The following is an 18,489-nucleotide window of genomic DNA, read 5'->3' as shown; positions in this document are numbered from 1 at the left end:
ACAGATATCGAAGCGGGGGTTTTGGGCGGCCTTCCCGACCGCTGAGCGGATGAGGGATTTCCGGATGAGCCGACAGGACGTCGGCGAGAGCCGGGCCGCGCCAGGGATGGCGCGTCCTGGCGGTCCGGCAGAAATCCTGAAGCAGCGAAGGGACCGCGCAGCGGCGGGTGGGCAGGACGGGAGCCCGGGGTCAAGGGGCCGCGGCGGCTGGCGGCCCCTTGTCGGTCGCCCGCAGGGGCAAACTGAAACTCCCTGCCGCCTGGCGAGCGAAACTTTCTCGGAGTCATTAACTGAAAGCTTCGCGAAACACCAAACCGCAGGCACAAACCGATACCTTCTCAGCGCTAACAGTTAAGCTCTATGAGCTATCCAGGCGACAGCCCCCTCAACCCACCATCATATTCGCTACCAGATACTTACGTCCGTCAGCGCCTTCCTCGGTGTAAACCCCTTGCAGCTCCGGCGAAAAACCGGGCAGTTGATTGATGCCCGCTTCCAGCGCCAGAAAATAGCGCTGTACCGCCCCGCCCCATGTTTCGCCCGGAACCACACAAAGGACGCCCGGTGGATAAGGCAGAGCGCCTTCCGCCGCGATGCGACCTTCTGCCGTTGCAATAGGTACCAGTTCGACTTCGCCACGAATGTAAGCCTGATGCGCATCCTGTGGGTTCACCTTAACCTGCGGCAGCCCCTGCTCGCGGAACATCATGCGCTGCAGGTCTTTTACGTTATAGCTTACGTACAGGTCGTGCATCTCCTGACACAGACGGCGCAAGGTATAACCCGCATAGCGTTTAGCGTTTTTGCGGTACAGCGTCGGCAACACTTCGGCCAGCAGCGTATCGTCTTTTACATGCTGCTCGAACTGCGCCAGCATCGCCACCAGCATCGCCATTTTTTCCGGACTTTCGGCTGGAGTCAGCAGGAACAGAATAGAATTGAGATCGCATTTTTCCGGCACGATGCCGTTTTCACGCAGGTAATTCGCCAGAATGGTCGCCGGGATGCCAAACTCAGCATATTCACCGCTGGCTGCGTCAATGCCTGGCGTGGTCAGCAACAGCTTGCAGGGATCGACACAGTACTGATCGCGATCGTATCCGGCGAAACCGTGCCATTTAGCGTTGGGTTCAAAGCTAAAATACTGCAGATCGCGAGCGATCGCTTCCGTTGGTGCATCCTGCCAGCGCTGGCCGTTTACCCTTTCCGGCACGAAAGGCAGGATCATGTCACAACGATCAAAGATCGCTTTACGTGCCTCGATCCCCAGCATCACGCACTCATCCCACATGCGGCGTCCCGCCTCGCCCTGATGCATTTTGGCGTTAATATCTAGCGCGGCAAACAGCGGATAGAACGGGCTGGTTGAAGCGTGCAGCATGAACGCATTATTCAGGCGCTTATGCGGGCAGAAACGCTTTTGCCCACGAATATGGTTATCTTTCTTGTGGATCTGGGAGGTCTGCGAAAAGCCCGCCAGCTGCTTGTGCACTGACTGGGTAACAAAAATGCCGGGATCGTTTTCGTTCAACTCCAGCGTCAGTGGAGAACAGCCTTCCATCAGCGGAATAAACTGCTCATAGCCCAGCCAGGCCGAGTCAAACAGAATGTAGTCACACAGATGCCCAATGCGATCCACCACCTGCCGCGCGTTGTATACCGTGCCGTCGTAGGTGCCCAACTGGATAATCGCCAGCCGGAAGGGACGCGCCTCGTTAGCCCTTTCAGGCGCCACTTTCTTGATCTGTTCGCGCAGGTAGCCATCATCGAAACAGTGCGCATCAATGCCGCCGATGAAGCCAAACGGATTACGGGCCGCTTCAAGGTAAACCGGCGTCGCGCCCGCCTGAATCAGCGCACCATGATGGTTGGACTTGTGATTATTGCGGTCAAACAGCACTAAATCACCGCGCGTCAGCAACGCATTGGTGACCACTTTGTTCGCGCTTGACGTGCCATTTAACACAAAGTAGGTTTTATCCGCGTTAAACACTTTGGCGGCAAACTTTTGCGCATGCTTAGCCGACCCCTCGTGAATCAGCAGGTCGCCCAGCTTGACGTCAGCGTTACACATGTCCGAACGAAAAACGTTCTCGCCATAGAAATCAAAAAATTGCTTACCCGCTGGGTGCTTTTTGAAAAATGCGCCGCCCTGATGGCCCGGACAGGCAAAGGTGCTGTTCTGCATATCAACATAGCGGGTCAGCGTTTCAAAAAACGGGGGCAGCAGCGCGGCTTCATAAGCCTGAGCCGCCGCTTCCAGCGCTACCCAGTCCTGCGGCTCGCCATTCAGTTCGCCGGTCACGCCGGGCAGGTGCATCACCTCTTCTTCAAAGGCATTAGCAACGAACACCGGTAAATTAAAACCCGTGTGGCGTAACAACGCCAGCACGCCACTGCGCGTATCAGCCAGCGAGACGACAACAGCCGCCACATCGGTAAAATCAGTATTATCCAGCGTGACCACGTCGCGCGCAGTATTCAGGGTCAGGTTAGGCGCAACAGCAGCGCTGGCAGCAATTTTCAGTGGTGTCATAACACAAATCCCTAACAGTCAGGGAGTGGGTGCCTGAGGCACGGCAATGGGGAAATTTCCCCGGCGAATAATGTCTGACGCGATAAACCGATAGACATCAGTAAAGAGTAGTCCTTACTCATGTCCAACAGCAGCGGCCCGGTTGGCCTCACCGCATAGTGAACGATGTGTGTGTAACTGACATGACGAAGAACAGATCGCGCGCGAATTCAGGCGAGTGGGGACACGTGCAGTTGCACATTGAACCGGACATGGCAGCGTCCTCTGTTATCGGGCGGTGGCGAGAAAAAAGTGGCCGTCATAATGTCATTTTTTATCCGCAGGAACAACCCGACAACTTTAAATATCAGGTCAATAAATGCAAAATATAAAAACATTAAATATCAAATACTTATAATGATACACCAGTGAATAACCGCTTAAGTTTCTGTTATTTATGCGCAATTATGCATTTTTCAGCACGCTGGCAGTCGCTCCCTCATTGCCACTGAAATCGCCACGGAAATGCCTCAGGTTTGCGCCAAGCCTCGCACTTGTCGGGCCAGTGCCCTACCCTAATCGGCGCATCGGGCGTAAACTTGCCTGATTATTCTTACGCCTAACGGAGGATACATGTTTAAGGCAATGGTCATTGATAAGGACGAACAAGGTTACCGCTCTCAGCTAAAAGAACTCTCCGAAACACAATTACCCGATGAAGACGTCACCCTCGACGTCAGCTATTCCACCCTCAACTATAAAGACGCGCTGGCCATCTGCAATAAAGGGCCGATTGTGCGCCAGTTTCCAATGGTGCCGGGCATTGACTTCGTGGGACGGGTCACAGCAAGTCGCCATCCCGACTGGAAACAAGGCGATGCGGCGCTGCTCACCGGCTGGGGCGTCGGGGAAAAACACTGGGGCGGGCTGGCTCAGAAAGCCAGCGTGTCTGGCGACTGGCTGGTAGCCGTGCCTGAAACGCTAACCCCGTTGAATACCATGGCCATCGGAACGGCGGGCTTTACCGCCATGCTGTGCGTGCTGGCACTCGAAAAACAAGGCATTACGCCTGCCAGCGGCCCGGTTTTGGTGACCGGGGCCAGCGGAGGCGTTGGCAGCTTCAGCGTCTCTCTGCTGGCAAAACTGGGCTATAACGTCATCGCCTCCAGCGGGCGAGCCAGCGATGAAGACTATTTAAAAACCACCTTGGGCGCAGCCGAAGTGATAGATCGCGACGAGCTGGCTCAACCGGGTAAACCCCTCGGGAAAGAGCGCTGGGCCGCCGCCATCGACAGCGTCGGTAACCATACGCTGAGCAACGTGCTGGCCGGCACCCAGCGTGACGGCGTGGTCGCGGCCTGTGGTATGGCACAAGGCCTGGATCTGCCCGGTAGCGTCGCGCCCTTCATTCTGCGCGGTGTGACACTGGCTGGCGTAGACAGCGTGATGTGCCCTAAACCGCTGCGCCAGCAGGCCTGGCAGCGGCTGGGGCAGCTTCTGGATGACGCGTTACTGAACCAGATAACAACGGTCATTCCATTGCGTGACGTGCACCAGGGCGCACAGGATCTGCTGGATGGCAAAGTTCGGGGCCGTCTGGTGGTTGACTGCGCTTAACGTTCGCCTTCCGCCTGGGGCGACGAAGGCGGGCGCATCAGTCATTCGCTTAGTTCCTGAATTGCCCCGCTCGCCCCTTCCCTTACCACTTCTGGCTGCCGGGAAAGTGCTGCCAGCGGGCGATAACTTCACCTGCTGGCAATGCCCGGCTCATCCAGACTGAGCCTACGGGCGGGCTATCTTCCCCGCCCGCAGGCTCGCATTACTGCTGACAAGCCTGGCTCACGGGCTTACCTGAGCATCCCGAGCGTCCCGAGCATCCCGAGCGTCCCGAGCGTCCCGAGCGTCCCGAGCGTCCTGAGCGTCCTGAGCGTCCTGAGCGTCCTGAGCGTCCTGAGCGTCCTGAGCGTCCTGAGCGTCCTGAGCGTCCTGAGCGTCCTGAAGCATTTTACAGAGGGCTTCCTGACTTACCGCCATCTGTTTTTTCAGGGCTTCCCACTCACGTCAGGCAGCCTTACCCCGGCACCTTCGCTGTCGGTTCCGGAGCCGCTAATTTGATGTTTTATCAGAATAAACGCAGGGGCACACCGGTACCGTTTCGGCCAGCGATGCGGTAAGGTTTGCGCTGCTGTCTGCCACGGGTGAGGATTCGCGTCAGGGTTAGCAACGTATAAAGAAAACAGAAAACCCATGCGAAAAGCCCGGCCGGCATGCTTGCGGCCCCTGCTGGCCTGAGCGTTAATTAATGATAAAGAGAGGGAAAGATGCAAAAACCCGTGGTCGTCATTCACTATTGTACCCAATGTAACTGGCTGCTGCGCTCCGCGTGGATGGCACAGGAACTGTTACAGACCTTCGCACAGGATCTCGCCAGCGTGACGTTGCGTCCCGGCACCGGCGGCGTATTTGAAATCACCCTGGATGAACATCTGCTGTGGGAGCGCAAGCGCGATGGCGGATTCCCGGATGCTCAGGCACTCAAGCAGCGGGTAAGGGATATTTGTTTTCCGGAGCGTTCGCTAGGGCATATCGATAAAAACCGATCGGACGACAGCTGATCGTCCACGTCAGATTAACTGCGGCTGATATCCTCTGCCGCAGTCATCAGAGCAGCGACGATCTTTTGCCGGGTTTCATCGGTAATGTCCTGCTGCGCCAGACGCGTGTTCAGGGCAGTTTTAAAATGATCGATCGCCTGCTCAATTTCAGGAATGCTGCGGTTGTTGACCAGCACTGCCAAAGACGATAACCGGTCGATGAGACCTGACAGCGGCTGTGCATCGTGCTTTAGCATGGCCTGCCCCGTTTCGGTGAGCACGTAAGCCTTACGTGCAGCCTGAGGGTCACTGATGTGAATAGCCCCCATCTCCTCCAGCCATGTCAGATTCGGGTAAATGATGCCTGGACTGGGCGAATACTCGCCCTTTGACAGGTCTTCAATGCATTTAATCAGCTCATAGCCATGTGTCGCGCGCTGCGAGATAAAATGCAGCATCAGCAGACGGATCTCGCTGGCATCAAGCATTTTCTCACGGCGCTTGCGCCGTCCACTGCAGGGCGCATCGCGGTTATCTTGCCCTGAACGTGCCGAATCCATTTTCATTATCTGCCTGAGTCAGTGGAAAGAGCCTGATGGTAGTGGGCCATCAGGCGAAATTCAATCAACGGCAGGTCACTTAAATTCAGTTAACGAACGGCAGCGGGTTTTTGATGCCAGTAGGCCACGGCGCGCACCAGGTCAGCGTCAACCCCGCGCTGTGTGGTGAAATAGTCACACAGCTGTTTTACGAACTGCCCTTCTCCGGTCAGCCAGATAAAAGCGTCGTGCTGCGGAATCGCGATCCTGTCCAGCGCGGCCGTCAAATGTGGTAAATCCGCCAGCGTCATCTTGCCGCTGCCAAGCCAGTTAACAGAGGCATTGCCGGTATCGCCCAGGTAGGCTTGTCCGGTCACCTCATCAGCACAGGCAAACAGATGCAGCGCCTGAGCCTCCACACTACTGCTACGCCGCCTGAAAGCAGGCAACCCGGTTTCGTCACAGACGTAAAGCTGAAAAGCATAATCCGTTGGCACCAGCAGAGAGCCACGCGGCCCACCAATGATCAATCTGTCACCCGGCTGTGCCTGGGATGCCCAGTCGCTGGCAACACCGCTGTCGTGGATATAAAAATCCAGCGTCAGCGATGACGCACCATCAAACGCCAGCGGCGTATAGTCGCGCGCGACAGGGCGCAATCCGCCTTGCCACTGAATACCGTCATCGTTGATCGTCGGCAGTGCCAGCGGCGCGCCGTCAGCAGGGGGAAAGAAGACCTTAATGTGATCGTCAAAACCGGGAGAATGAAACCCCTTCAGATCGTCGCCCGTGAAGACAATGCGCCAAAACGTCCCGGCAATTCGGGTTTTCTCGGCGACGTGGATAGCGCGGAAGCGCAGTTCGTTACGCACGCGTTCAGGTAAGCGGCGGGAATAAGATGTAGGCACGAGGACTCTCCGTAAACGCGGCTGCATGCAAAGAAGCTGTTTTCGCGCCGCTTAAGTAAATAGAAATCATTCTCATATAAACCCGCTAAGAATAGCCATGATATATCTTAAGAACAATGACTAAAAATGCGATACGTTGTGAAAAAACACGGACAAAAAGGAAGGAAGCACAGAAAACGAAAAAGGCGCTCAGGCGCCTTTTAAGGGGATAGCGGTAATAACGTGGTTACCGCGCCGGGTTTTGTCCACTGCCTTGCGGCAGGGAGCTGTCACCGAGTATCTCGCTATGCGTCCCCTGCGATCCAGGATGTAACCCTGTGGGCACATTGGCAGGATCGGTCAGTTGTGCGGCAGCCAACGTTGGGGCCGCACACAGCGCGATAGCCAGCAGCATCGCTGATATCTGAGAGATTTTAATCATGTGTTTTAGCCTGATAAGGCGTAGAAAGCAGGTGAATATTCCAGCCCTGAGAAATAAAAGCCGTGGTAATGGCGCCTCTGTGAGCTTCAGGAAGAATTTTACGCCTGCACAGCTAATCCGCTTATAAAATCGTGCGCTTTATCACATTATGGCGCACGTTATGTGCATTCAGCCCTGGGTCACCGGGATGAAAAATACGCCTTCGATTCTGTCCTGCGTGCTTCGGGCCAAGTCCAGACACAGTAAATCCATCCCCGGCCGACAGGCTACGCCCAGCTTGGGCAAATGCAGATAATAAATGTCTGCGATGAAGCGCGTGAGCTGGTCCGGCGACCCGCTCCACGCGAGGCTGGCGTAGAGGCCTGGCGCAATGGTGCGAACCGGCAGGGCGGAATGTGCATCAGCCGTTTGCTGTGCTTCCAGGCCACGAAACAGGCTAATATGCTGCTGCTCGACAGAGCCGTTTCCCGGCCCGTACTGGAACCCCAGCCAGCCTTGCGCAGCCCCGTGACGGGCGCGAACAACCTGACGCACCTGCTCAGCAACGCGATGATGGCGGTCGCTTATATAGTCGCCATAGCGGCACTCCCACTCCACTGTCTCACCCTGTAGCTGAAGGGCTTCTTCACGTATAACCAGCACCGCCTGCTTGACTGGCGCGCGCTGCGCAATGCGGCCGTGAAAATGGCGCACAGGTAAGACTCTGTGGCGACGGAAGGCGCCTGGCGTCATCATAAAGTGGTTTTTAAAGACCCGGTTGAAATTTTGCTGATTTTCGAAGCCGAAGCGCACCGCAACATCAATCAACGGCATCCGGGTCAGCCGCAGCGCCATGGCGGCGAGAGTCAGGCGTCGTTTTCGGGTATAGGCCGCCAGGGTTTGCCCGGTCATCTCTTTAAACAGACGCTGCATATGCCATTTGGAGTAGCCAGACTTGAGGGTAATCTGGTCGATATTGATGTCGTTGGTGAGATTGGCCTCAATCCAGTCGACTAAATCATTAATATGCTGTTTTTTTATGGTTTGACTTAGCATTGATGTATGAACAGAAAACAGAAGGGAAATTCGTCATAAAAGAGTAACAAAAAGCCTTAGGGATTGTAATGAAGCACCGGGTAAACGAGAGGGTGGAAAGGCAAAAAGCGCATTAATTGCCTGGGTTACTATTTAAAAAGCCAGCCCGAAGGCTGGCTGAGTAGACAGGCAGAGTGCAGCCTGGCGTAAAGCGCGCGTACTGCGGTTAAGAAACGTACGGAGAAGAAATCCTCAGTGGCTTCGCATACCGGCAGCGGTCATCATCATTCTGAACAGCGTGGCCACCACACCGAGCGCCAGCACACTTGCCCCATAGATGACCACCAGCCACAGCACACGTTTCCACCACGGCGACCGGGTTTCATTCTGACGTTCTTTGCTGTCGACCTGGGTTTGCATATCAATGGTATCCTTCGTCTGCTTTGATTTTTCCGCGGAACACGTAGTAGCTCCAGAAGGTGTAGCCCAGGATCATCGGGATAATCAGCAGGCTACCCACCAGCATAAAGGCCTGGCTCTGAGGCGGTGACGCCGCCTGCCAGATCGATACCGATGGCGGAATAATATTCGGCCAGATACTGATACCCAGACCTGAGAAGCCCAGGAAAATCAGCGCTAAGGTGAGAAGGAAAGGCGAATAGTGCGCCTCACGCTTGATCGCCCTTCTCAGCCCCCAGGCACTCAGCACGACCAGGACTGGTACCGGCAGGAACCAGAACAGATTCGGCATGCTGAACCAACGGTGCGAAATATTCTCATGCGTAAACGGCGTCCAGATGCTGATCACGCCGATAATCACCAGCAGCGCGATAAGCAACGGCGTTGCCAGAGCGGACATCTTGCGATGCAGCTCATGCTCGGTTTTCATAATGAGCCAGGTACAGCCCAGAAGTGCATAGGCCACTACCAGTCCTACGCCGCAGAACAGCGGGAACGGCGCCAGCCAGTCCAGTGTGGATCCGGCGAAGCTACGACCTGATACCGGAATGCCATCCAGCATGGCACCCACCGCAACCCCCTGGCTGAAGGTTGCCAGCAGCGAACCGGCGATAAACGACTTGTCCCAGAACGCCCGGTGATGCTCCACGGCCTTGAAGCGGAACTCAAATGCCACGCCGCGAAATATCAGCCCAATCAGCATCGCGGTAAGCGGAATGGAAAGCGCATCCGCAATCACCGCATAGGCCAGTGGGAAAGCGCCATACAGGCCCGCACCGCCGAGCACCAGCCAGGTTTCATTACCATCCCAGACCGGCGCAACGGTATTCACCATCATGTCGCGCTCCCCTGCATCCTTATTAAAGGGAAACAGCAGGCCGATGCCCAGGTCGAAACCGTCCATCACGATATACATCAGAACAGCAAAGACAATAATCGCGAACCAGATAACTGAGTAATCAACCATCTCAACGCTCCTCATTCTTGTGAGTGGCAGCAGAGAGCGGACGTGCTGGCGTTTTAATCTGGCCGGGACCACCCGTTTCAACAATATCGCCTTCGCCCGTGACCGGACCTTGCTTAATCAACCGCATCATATAGTGATAACCCACACCGAATACGGAGGAGTAAACCAGGATAAAGGCGAGCAGACTGATACTCATGTGCATTTCACCATGCGGTGACACCGCATCAATAGTGCGCTGCACGCCATAAACCACCCAGGGCTGACGGCCAATCTCGGTGGTGAACCACCCCGCTAAAATGGCAATCAGGCCGGAGGGGCCCATCAGCAAGGCAAACCACAGGAAGGGACGTGACTGATACAGGCGACCTTTATAGCGCAACCACAAGCTGACCACGCCCAGCGTAATCATCAGCAGCCCCAGCGCCACCATCACGCGGAATGACCAGAAGATGATGGTTGAGTTTGGACGATCTTCCTTCGGGAAGGATTTCAGCGCCGGCACCTGCTTATCCAGGCTGTGCGTCAGGATGAGGCTGCCCAGGTAAGGAATCTCCAGCGCGTACTTGGTGCGCTCCTCCTCCATATCCGGCAGCCCAAACAGAATGAGCGGTGTTGCCTCACCCGGCGGATTTTCCCAGTGGCCTTCAATCGCCGCAATTTTTGCCGGCTGGTGCTCAAGGGTATTAAGCCCGTGCGCATCCCCAATCATTGCCTGAACGGGTGCGACAATCAGGGCCATCCACAGCGCCATCGAAAACATCTTACGAATGGCGGGATTGTCGTTGCCTTTAAGTAAATGCCAGGCGGCGGAGGAGCCGACAAAGAAGGCGCTGGCCAGGAAGGCCGCTACAGACATATGCAGCAGGCGGTAAGGGAAAGAGGGGTTAAAGACAATTTTAAACCAGTCTTCCGGCACGACAACGCCGTTCTGAATAAGGTAGCCCTGCGGGGTTTGCATCCAGCTGTTTGACGAGAGGATCCAGAACGTCGAAATCAACGTGCCGAGCGCCACCATGCAGGTCGCAAAGTAGTGCAGGCCCGGACCGACGCGGTTCCAGCCAAATAACATGACGCCCAGAAAACCGGCTTCCAGGAAGAACGCCGTTAAGACTTCATAGGTCAGCAAGGGGCCGGTAATACTGCCCGCGAACTGGGAAAAGCCACTCCAGTTGGTGCCAAACTGATACGCCATCACCAGCCCGGACACCACGCCCATGCCGAAGTTGACAGCAAATATTTTTGACCAGAAATGATAGAGATCGCGATAGGTTTGATTACGCGTTTTGAGCCACATTCCCTCCAGCACAGCCAGAAAACTGGCCAGGCCGATCGTGATGGCTGGAAAGATAATATGGAAGGAAACAGTAAATGCGAACTGGATCCTGGCGAGATGAAAGGCATCTAATCCAAACATTGCTTACCTCTTTGCCACATAGAACACCGTATAGTTACTTATAATTAACAACTTATGTACAAAGAACGTCATTCCATTGCACAGAAAAATTCCATGGCGAATGTAAAACGCTTCGCCTTGGTGAAACAGAGACAATTGGATAAGTAAAAACTATAACAGTATTTTTTGATTTAGATCATTTTTTTGTTGAAAGATCTTTTATTTAAAAAACAACGAGGAAAGGTTAATTACAGCGTAGCTTTGTGACATTATTGTTATTAAATTAGGGGATAAAAAAGTGAGTTCCTGTCCAGACAGGCTTAGCACGAAAAAACGCGCAACCCGCTGTTTTTAGCTGTTATTCAGCACAACTCCGCGCACCTGCCTCCGGCTAAAATGCACATCCCACACTGAAATTATGTGTTTTTTTATATCGTTAGCAGGGTATTTATCTTATCTACCCCTTCTGAGGTTATTTTTCAGATTGGGACATATTTAATGAACTGTAAAAAAGCGTCTATCCGCCGCAGGCGGCCTGGATTAGTTTGCTATTTATGTTAAAAAAATATCGAACATGTAAATGACCCGGTGTTCATTAACTGGCAGTGCCATTATTTACGGGTGCAGCCTTGTCAAAATAACCGCGTAGTAAAAATGATGTTAAAAGCTACGGGATATCATCGCCAGGTTGCAGATAAGGCCGACGGTTTATCTCCACTAAGCGTTGCGCATTCGTTAGCGGGCATCGTCTGGTCAGGGAACGTCGCTTCGTCCCGGCAGGCGCTCGCCCGTCAGGATCAACAGGCTATTCAGCGGCAGTGTCCTTTTCGCGGTGAGACAGGATGCGCTCAAGATTCTCTTCTAACCAGTCTGCCAGCCCTACGACCTGCTCCCCGACTTCACGCCCCAGCGGCGTCAGGCGGTATTCCACATGTGGCGGCACGACATCATAGGCTATACGTTGCACAAAGCCGTCCTCTTCCAGATAGCGCAGGCTCTGGGCCAGCATACGTTCACTGACGCCCCCCACCGCACGACGGAGTTCGCTAAATCGCAGCGTTTTATCTTTAAGCGCGAGCAGGATCAGCACGCTCCAGCGACTGGTGATACGCTTTAACAGGTCGCGTGACGGACAGTTAACATTGAGCAACTCGCCCCGGCTAAATTTTTCGCTCAGTTTTTCAGACATTTAACGCTTTCACCCCATGCTAACAATTCTGTAAGTACTTACTAAAAGTTAGTTTATCGCTTAGGCTGCATTTTACCAACTGTCATCTTAAGGAGTAACCTCATGATCGCTGTTACGGGTGCCACTGGCCAACTGGGCCGTTTAGTCATTGATGCATTAAGCAAAAAAGTTGCGGCAGACAAGATTGTTGCTACCGTGCGCACGCCTGCTAAAGCGGCGGATATTGCCGCATTGGGCGTTAACGTGCGTGAGGCGGATTACAATAAACCTGAGACGTTAGCGGACGCCTTTGCAGGAGTCGAAAAATTGCTGCTCATTTCGGGAAGCGAAGTCGGCCAGCGTGAACCTCAACACAGAGCCGTTATTGAGGCCGCCAGGTCCGCAGGTGTGAAATTTATTGCCTATACCAGCCTGCTGCATGCGGATACCTCTCCGCTTTCGCTCGGGATCGAGCACCGCGCAACCGAAGCCATGCTGGCGGCGTCAGGTGTGCCTTATGCCTTGCTGCGCAACGGCTGGTACACGGAAAACTATGCAGCGAGCATCGCACCTGCTCTGGCACATCATGCGTTCATTGGTGCGGCGGGCGAAGGACGGATTTCGTCTGCTGCGCGTCAGGACTATGCCGATGCGGCGGCTGAAGTGATGGTTCGTGACGATCAGGCAGGGAAGGTCTACGAACTGGCAGGCGATCACAGCTACACCCTGGCTGAATTTGCCGCTGAGATTGCCGCGCAAAGCGGTGAGCAGGTTGATTACGTTAACCTGCCGCAGGCAGACTTTGCGGCGGCGCTGAAAGGCGCAGGCTTACCGGCGCCGTTGGCGGACTTACTGGCGGACTCTGATGTCGGCGCGTCTCAGGGCGGTCTGTTCGATGATTCCCGCGCGCTGAGCCAGCTTATTGGTCGTCCAACCACGCCTTACCAGGACGTGATTCGCGCCACGCTGGTACAAGGATAAGATCAGCCGAATCGCAGGCGTTTTGCCCTGCGATCGCGCCGTTGTTTACCGGAGCAGAGTCGCCGGCAGGCAACGGCGGATTTCTCCCCTGTCGGTTTTTACTCTGCCAGGCGCACGTCCCTTCTCTCTTCTCGCCCTGCCCTTCTCCACATGGAGCACGCCATTGTTCGGTACACGCCGAAGCATCGCATTCTGCCGCGCGTAAACTGCCCGCATGCTTACTCATGGAGATCTAAAATGATTGCTGTTCTTTTTGAAGCAGAAGCCTTACCCGCAGCGCAACAACGCTATCTTGCGCTGGCGGCTGAGTTGTCGCCCGGGCTGGCTGAATTACCGGGGTTTATCCAGATTGAAAGGTTCCAGAGCCTGAGCACGCCCGGAAAGATCTTATCGCTCTCCTGGTGGGAAGATGAGAGTGCGGTAAAAAACTGGCGAGAAAACAGAGAACATCAGTCAGCGCAGGAAGAAGGTAAAAGCCATATTTTTTCACATTACCGGATACGCGTTGCTCAGGTGATGCGCGACTATTCAGGGCCGGAGGGACGTCATCATGTTTGATATTCATGTCGTATTCAGCAACACGCCAGGCGCGCTTGCCGCCTTTGGCACGCTTCTCGGCCAGCATGGCATTGGTCTGGAAGGGGGCGGTGTGTTTTCTACGCCCCAGGAGAGCCATGCCCACTTCCTTGTTGAAGATGGCCCCAAAGCCCAACAGGTATTGTCGCAGGCCGGTTTTGACGTCAGGGACGTTAAAAAGCCACTAATCAGAAAGCTGGCACAGGCGCGGCCGGGGGAGCTGGGCGAAATTGCGCGGATTATTGCGCAAAACGACATTAATATATGCGTTCAGTACAGCGATCACAGTAACCGCCTCATCCTGCTCACAGATGACGATTTGCGGGCTGGCAACCTGACCCGTCAATGGACATGCGCGACAGAATGAAACTGATCCCTTCCCGCCATCATCAGGATAATCAGCCCTCGCTGGAGATCAGCATGTCTGTGGTCGCCTCGGCGATGGCAGATGCCTCCAGAATGCACATGCTTTGTGCATTGATGGATGGCCGGGCATGGACCGCCACCGAGTTGAGCGTGGTGGCCGATATCGCCCCGTCAACCGCCAGTGGCCATTTGAATAAGCTGCTTGAGACGGGCCTGCTCGTCTGTGTAGTGCAGGGAAGGCATCGTTATTACAGCCTGGCCGGTCGCGAGGTTGCCAGCCTGCTGGAAAATCTGATGGGCGTTTCGGTAAGGCCCGACGCCCCGCTTAAAACCACGACGCCAAACCGTCTGAGGCGAGCCCGAACCTGCTACGATCATCTGGCCGGCGAAATTGCCGTAGCCATCTATGATTTTCTGCAACTGGAAGGCTGGATATGTGAGGACGGCACTGGGCTGACGCCACGTGGCACAGCTAATTTCGCAAATGCAGGGATTGCGCTTGCGCCCCGCTCCCGGCGAAAAGCCTGCTGTCCCTGCCTGGACTGGAGTGAAAGACGCTTCCATGCGGGAGGCGAAGTGGGTGCCGCCTTGTTACGCTTTCTGTTGCAAAAGCACTGGCTGGTTCAGGCGGCGGGATACCGGGAACTGGTTGTGACAGACAGCGGCAAACTGGCCCTTCAGCGTCTGTTCAACATCAGCCTGAGCTGACGCACACTTTACGTCGCCCGTTAGTTCTACGGGTGACGAAGCACGTAAGGCTTATTGCTCAGCGTTCGGGTTCTTTGTCCAGCCGCATCAGCAAGGTATCGTGATAAACGCCGTTGACATAAAGCGCGGCCACATCCGTGCCATAGGTCTGAAACCCTGCCGAGCGGTAAAGCCGGACGGCCGCCGTATTGGTGGTGCTCACGGCGAGCTTCAGGCAGCAGCATTCACTGGCTTCGGCTATCGCGGCCGTGAGTAACGCCTTTGCCAGCCCGCTTCCACGCCATTCCGGGCACAGATACATTCCCCAGATGGTGGCGTAATGGCGCTGTTTCTGCGCGGCATTAAAGCGCACACCGACGATGCCACCCAACCGGCCCCGATCGTCTGCTCCTGCCAGCACGCAGTTTTCACGTAGCCTTGCCGCAAAAAACGCGTCAGGCTGATGACGCTCAGTGTCATAATCTGCGCCAAAGGCAGCGGGATGACGCTTGAGCCCGTCAAGCCTGATAGTCCGAAATGCCGCCATATCCCAGTCAGTGAGACGCTGTAAGGTATAAGGTTTCACGCTAAATTGTCCTTCGCGGTCTTGTTCACGCCATTGTGCTCCATCGTGACATTTTTGTGTATTATCACCTTCACCTGCGTCATAAACATTACCCTCCGGGTAGATTAAAATTTATTTCGTTGTTACCTAAGAGATTCATCTGAAATGCATTTACGGCTAAACCCGCCATATTTAGTTGAATTGACTGTGTTTTATTCAATGCATACGATTAATAGACAATTTTTATTACGTTCATAGACAATCTGCATTGTTGTTCCTGCCTGCGAGAGGTCTATAATTCCTTCTTTGTGCAACCCCGTTCGCTCAGGAGGCCGTTATTAATACTTATCGCCAGCAACTCAATGCATTCGAAGAGAATCGTGCCGGGGCGGAAGTTGAGTATCAATACGATCCCCATGAACTAAAGCTGGACCGCATGCAAGATTCTGAACCCGAGCCGGAGCTGATTGAAGGCTTACCGGCTCCGGATGCGCTGACGCCTGCCGATCGCTACCTTGAGCTGTTCGAAGCCGTCCAGATGTCAGGCATTTTCGAGGACAGTAAAACTTTCCCCGACTGCTCGCCTAAGTACGATCCTCTGGATGTGCTGATGCGCTATCGTCGTCAAAAGCGCAGCAAGGAGTTCGACCTGTCGCGTTTTGTTGCTGAGCATTTTTATATGCCGGGCATTAATGAAAGCTTTTACGTCTCGAATCCCGACAAGACGCTCAACGAGCATATTGACGATCTGTGGCCGGTGCTGACCAAAATGCCGCAGCAGCATATGCCGCACTCATCGCTGCTGCCGTTGCCCAAACCCTATGTCGTACCGGGCGGTCGCTTCGGTGAAACCTACTACTGGGACTCTTACTTCACCATGCTTGGTTTGGCGGAGTCGGGCCGCGACGACCTGCTGCGCCACATGGCGGACAACTTCGCGTGGCTGATCGATAACTACGGCCATGTCCCAAACGGCAACCGTACCTATTACCTCAGCCGCTCACAGCCGCCGGTGTTCGCCCTGATGGTTGAGCTGTTCGAAGAAGATGGTGTGCAGGGCTCTCAGCGCTATCTGGAGCAACTGATGAAAGAGTATCAGTTCTGGATGGATGGCGCGGGCTCGCTGATGCCAAACCAGGCTTACCGCCATGTGGTCAGAATGCCTGACGGCTCGCTGCTGAACCGCTACTGGGACGACCGCGATACGCCGCGCGACGAATCCTGGATTGAAGATGTGGAAACGGCGCGTCATTCAAAACGTCCGGCAAGCGAAGTTTACCGCGATCTGCGCGCAGGGGCGGCATCGGGATGGGATTACTCGTCACGCTGGCTGCGTAACCCAAAACGCCTGGCCAGTATTCGCACGACACAATTTATCCCTATCGATCTCAATGCGCTGTTGTACAAGCTTGAGTTGATGATAGCCACGCTCTCGCATGCTAAAGGTGAAGAGCTGACTGCGCTGGCCTGGCAGAAAAAGGCCGAGGCGCGTAAGCGGGCGATTACCCGTTACCTGTGGGACAGCACGGCAGGAGTCTTTCGCGATTATGACTGGCGCCGTGCGCGCTTCGGTGCCTTTACCGCCGCCGCCGTCGTGCCGCTGTTTGTCGGGCTGGCAACGCCCTATCAGGCCCACCTGCAAGCTATCGCCCTGCGCCACCTGCTGCTCAGCAACGGCGGCCTGCTGACCTCAATGGTGGAAAGCGGTGAACAGTGGGATAAACCGAACGGTTGGGCGCCCATGCAGTGGATGGCCGTTGTGGGCTTAAACAACTACGGGGAAGAGTCGCTGGCGAACGAGATTGCCGTTAACTGGCTGACCACGGTGAACAATTTCTACCAGCTGCACCATAAGCTGGTAGAAAAGTACGATATCAGCGGCGATCGTGCCCGCCCGGGCGGCGGTGGCGAATATCCGTTACAGGACGGCTTCGGCTGGACAAACGGCGTAACGCGTCGCCTGATGGCGATGTACGGTCATTTAATGGCTGACTAACCGCCGCAGAAGCACGTAAAAAAGCCGGGAACATTTCCCGGCTTTTTACTGCCTGCGGCACCGCAAACGCATTATTTCTTCGCTTCAACGCCCGGCTGCGCGGAGCGCTGCAGGAACTGTTGCGTCACCTCAGGCAGATGCTGGAACAGCCATTCAGCCATCGCAATCTCCTGATTGCGAATTTCACTCAGCACTCTGACACCTTCACTGTCACCGACCTGTTCTGCTGCTGCAATCAGGCTGGTATAGCTGGCGATCTCTGCGTTCTCGAACACATAACCGCTCATCGCCCCTTTCACGACTTCATCAGAGGTGAACATACCGCCGATCGCCTGCCCCATTGCCGCCATTTTTCCCATCACGTCTTTCATGATGGAGTGGTCAATACCGTGACGATCCAGCAGCTGCTCAAGCAGCTGAAGCTGATGTTTGGTTTCTTCCAGATGCTGTGCCAGGCGTTGTTCCAGTTCCGGGTAGTGCTCAAGGCGGCCCGACATTTTGCTCAGCATGCTCTCGGCCTGCTTCTCCATGGCATGCGCATCGCGTAGCCAGTCATGATAGTTTTCAATCGCCGTGGTCATTTTGCTGCTCCTTCAAGCGTGCTGATTGCCTGAGCAAGCGTGGTGAGTTTTACATCGGTTTGTTTTTCTTCCTCAAGCGTCAGTGCCAGCAGCTTCGCCGCTTTGGTGTAGCCTAGCTTGAGTGCCAGCGCCTGCAGGGTACCGTAGGTCGCGATTTCATAATGCTCAACTTTTTGCGCCGCTCCGATCAATCCCTGATCGCGTACCTCTCCCTTTTCTACCGACTCGATAATTTCCTGTGCTTCTTCCGCCAGCCCTTCCAGCGCATGACATTTCATACGTTTAATTTTTACCTCGGGCGTGGCCTCAACTAATTCATCCAGACGCTCAATTTGCCCGCGTGTCTCTTCAAGGTGCTGATTAAACGCAGCAACCAGGTTTTCATCACTGGCAGCGCGCGCCATTTTTGGCAGAGCCCGGGCAATCTGTTTTTCTGCACTGTAAACATCTGACAGGTCGTGGATGAAAAGATCATTTAACGTTTTAACAGTCATGAAAAGAGCCTCATTAATTAAACAGCAGCACCGAGGTTTCAGCGCCGCTTCAGTCAATCGTACTTTATATAACCTTAGTGGAGTTGGCGGGAATAGTGTTTAACTTTGCAAAACCTGACAACATAAGTGGCATTAAAAATGCATTTTTTCTTTCATTACCAGTGATTTATCTTTTTTAATTTAAATTTATTAAAAATGAGGATCTGTTTAAATTCAGCAAAATCTGTACGAATATTCCCATTCGCGTACAAATTAGCACCCAAGG

19 protein-coding genes are annotated in these 18,489 nt (G+C 54.5%); 7 read left to right on the top strand and 12 right to left on the bottom strand.

What is annotated here, in order from left to right; all coding sequences use genetic code 11:
* Positions 1-385 precede the first annotated feature (385 nt).
* On the bottom strand, positions 386-2,536 hold the full coding sequence (locus AAIE03_RS00825) for an ornithine decarboxylase (protein ID WP_498562699.1): 2,151 nt from the start codon (positions 2,534-2,536) through the stop codon (positions 386-388).
* 612 nt (positions 2,537-3,148) lie between these two features.
* Between AAIE03_RS00825 and acuI the strand changes: the two genes are divergently transcribed.
* Positions 3,149-4,132, top strand: a complete 984-nt coding sequence (gene acuI / locus AAIE03_RS00820; RefSeq protein ID WP_019104774.1) for an acrylyl-CoA reductase (NADPH) — start codon at positions 3,149-3,151, stop codon at positions 4,130-4,132.
* 704 nt (positions 4,133-4,836) lie between these two features.
* Positions 4,837-5,130 (top strand): Rdx family protein, encoded by a 294-nt coding sequence (locus AAIE03_RS00815; RefSeq protein WP_013027111.1) that lies wholly within the window; start codon positions 4,837-4,839, stop codon positions 5,128-5,130.
* Positions 5,131-5,144: 14 nt separating this feature from the next.
* Here AAIE03_RS00815 and AAIE03_RS00810 read toward each other — a convergent pair whose 3' ends face one another.
* From AAIE03_RS00810 to AAIE03_RS00775, 8 genes are all read right to left on the bottom strand, one after another.
* Positions 5,145-5,675 (bottom strand): PadR family transcriptional regulator, encoded by a 531-nt coding sequence (locus tag AAIE03_RS00810; protein WP_014594527.1) that lies wholly within the window; start codon positions 5,673-5,675, stop codon positions 5,145-5,147.
* An 83-nt stretch (positions 5,676-5,758) separates the two neighbouring features.
* Positions 5,759-6,583, bottom strand: coding sequence for a siderophore-interacting protein (locus AAIE03_RS00805; protein WP_013027113.1), 825 nt, complete (start codon positions 6,581-6,583; stop codon positions 5,759-5,761).
* 199 nt (positions 6,584-6,782) lie between these two features.
* Positions 6,783-6,977: a hypothetical protein gene (locus AAIE03_RS00800; protein ID WP_015699569.1), complete on the bottom strand. Its 195-nt coding sequence runs from the start codon at positions 6,975-6,977 to the stop codon at positions 6,783-6,785.
* 168 nt (positions 6,978-7,145) lie between these two features.
* On the bottom strand, positions 7,146-8,012 hold the full coding sequence (locus AAIE03_RS00795; RefSeq protein WP_014594528.1) for a helix-turn-helix domain-containing protein: 867 nt from the start codon (positions 8,010-8,012) through the stop codon (positions 7,146-7,148).
* A gap of 231 nt (positions 8,013-8,243) precedes the next feature.
* Positions 8,244-8,411 (bottom strand): DUF2474 domain-containing protein, encoded by a 168-nt coding sequence (locus tag AAIE03_RS00790; RefSeq protein WP_013027115.1) that lies wholly within the window; start codon positions 8,409-8,411, stop codon positions 8,244-8,246.
* 1 nt (position 8,412) lies between these two features.
* A complete protein-coding gene (gene cydB / locus AAIE03_RS00785; protein WP_014605101.1) occupies positions 8,413-9,417 on the bottom strand; it encodes a cytochrome d ubiquinol oxidase subunit II in 1,005 nt (334 codons plus the stop codon).
* 1 nt (position 9,418) lies between these two features.
* Positions 9,419-10,831: a cytochrome ubiquinol oxidase subunit I gene (locus tag AAIE03_RS00780; RefSeq protein WP_014594530.1), complete on the bottom strand. Its 1,413-nt coding sequence runs from the start codon at positions 10,829-10,831 to the stop codon at positions 9,419-9,421.
* A gap of 784 nt (positions 10,832-11,615) precedes the next feature.
* Positions 11,616-11,999 (bottom strand): winged helix-turn-helix transcriptional regulator, encoded by a 384-nt coding sequence (locus tag AAIE03_RS00775; RefSeq protein ID WP_014594531.1) that lies wholly within the window; start codon positions 11,997-11,999, stop codon positions 11,616-11,618.
* 102 nt (positions 12,000-12,101) lie between these two features.
* Between AAIE03_RS00775 and AAIE03_RS00770 the strand changes: the two genes are divergently transcribed.
* The 4 genes from AAIE03_RS00770 (at position 12,102) to AAIE03_RS00755 (ending at position 14,609) form a co-directional block, all read left to right on the top strand.
* A complete protein-coding gene (locus AAIE03_RS00770; protein ID WP_014594532.1) occupies positions 12,102-12,959 on the top strand; it encodes an SDR family oxidoreductase in 858 nt (285 codons plus the stop codon).
* A 237-nt stretch (positions 12,960-13,196) separates the two neighbouring features.
* The gene (locus AAIE03_RS00765; protein ID WP_015699568.1) at positions 13,197-13,517 is read left to right on the top strand and encodes an antibiotic biosynthesis monooxygenase family protein; all 321 of its coding nucleotides are present in this window, start codon (positions 13,197-13,199) and stop codon (positions 13,515-13,517) included.
* On the top strand, positions 13,510-13,902 hold the full coding sequence (locus AAIE03_RS00760) for an amino acid-binding protein (RefSeq protein ID WP_014605098.1): 393 nt from the start codon (positions 13,510-13,512) through the stop codon (positions 13,900-13,902). Before AAIE03_RS00765 ends, AAIE03_RS00760 begins: the two co-directional genes overlap by 8 nt.
* The gene (locus tag AAIE03_RS00755; protein WP_019104776.1) at positions 13,881-14,609 is read left to right on the top strand and encodes an ArsR/SmtB family transcription factor; all 729 of its coding nucleotides are present in this window, start codon (positions 13,881-13,883) and stop codon (positions 14,607-14,609) included. Before AAIE03_RS00760 ends, AAIE03_RS00755 begins: the two co-directional genes overlap by 22 nt.
* A gap of 58 nt (positions 14,610-14,667) precedes the next feature.
* Here the strand turns inward: AAIE03_RS00755 and AAIE03_RS00750 are convergent, their stop codons facing one another.
* The gene (locus tag AAIE03_RS00750; protein ID WP_498562698.1) at positions 14,668-15,174 is read right to left on the bottom strand and encodes a GNAT family N-acetyltransferase; all 507 of its coding nucleotides are present in this window, start codon (positions 15,172-15,174) and stop codon (positions 14,668-14,670) included.
* 316 nt (positions 15,175-15,490) lie between these two features.
* Between AAIE03_RS00750 and AAIE03_RS00745 the strand changes: the two genes are divergently transcribed.
* A complete protein-coding gene (locus AAIE03_RS00745; protein WP_071785178.1) occupies positions 15,491-17,149 on the top strand; it encodes an alpha,alpha-trehalase in 1,659 nt (552 codons plus the stop codon).
* Between the two features lie 71 nt (positions 17,150-17,220).
* Here AAIE03_RS00745 and AAIE03_RS00740 read toward each other — a convergent pair whose 3' ends face one another.
* Both AAIE03_RS00740 and AAIE03_RS00735 read right to left on the bottom strand, forming a co-directional pair.
* The gene (locus AAIE03_RS00740; protein ID WP_210453348.1) at positions 17,221-17,730 is read right to left on the bottom strand and encodes a ferritin-like domain-containing protein; all 510 of its coding nucleotides are present in this window, start codon (positions 17,728-17,730) and stop codon (positions 17,221-17,223) included.
* Positions 17,727-18,224: a YciE/YciF ferroxidase family protein gene (locus AAIE03_RS00735; protein ID WP_019104778.1), complete on the bottom strand. Its 498-nt coding sequence runs from the start codon at positions 18,222-18,224 to the stop codon at positions 17,727-17,729. Before AAIE03_RS00735 ends, AAIE03_RS00740 begins: the two co-directional genes overlap by 4 nt.
* Positions 18,225-18,489 lie beyond the last annotated feature (265 nt).

Source organism: Pantoea sp. Ae19-2, from assembly GCF_059801205.1.
This window is presented reverse-complemented; position numbering and strand designations above follow the sequence as displayed.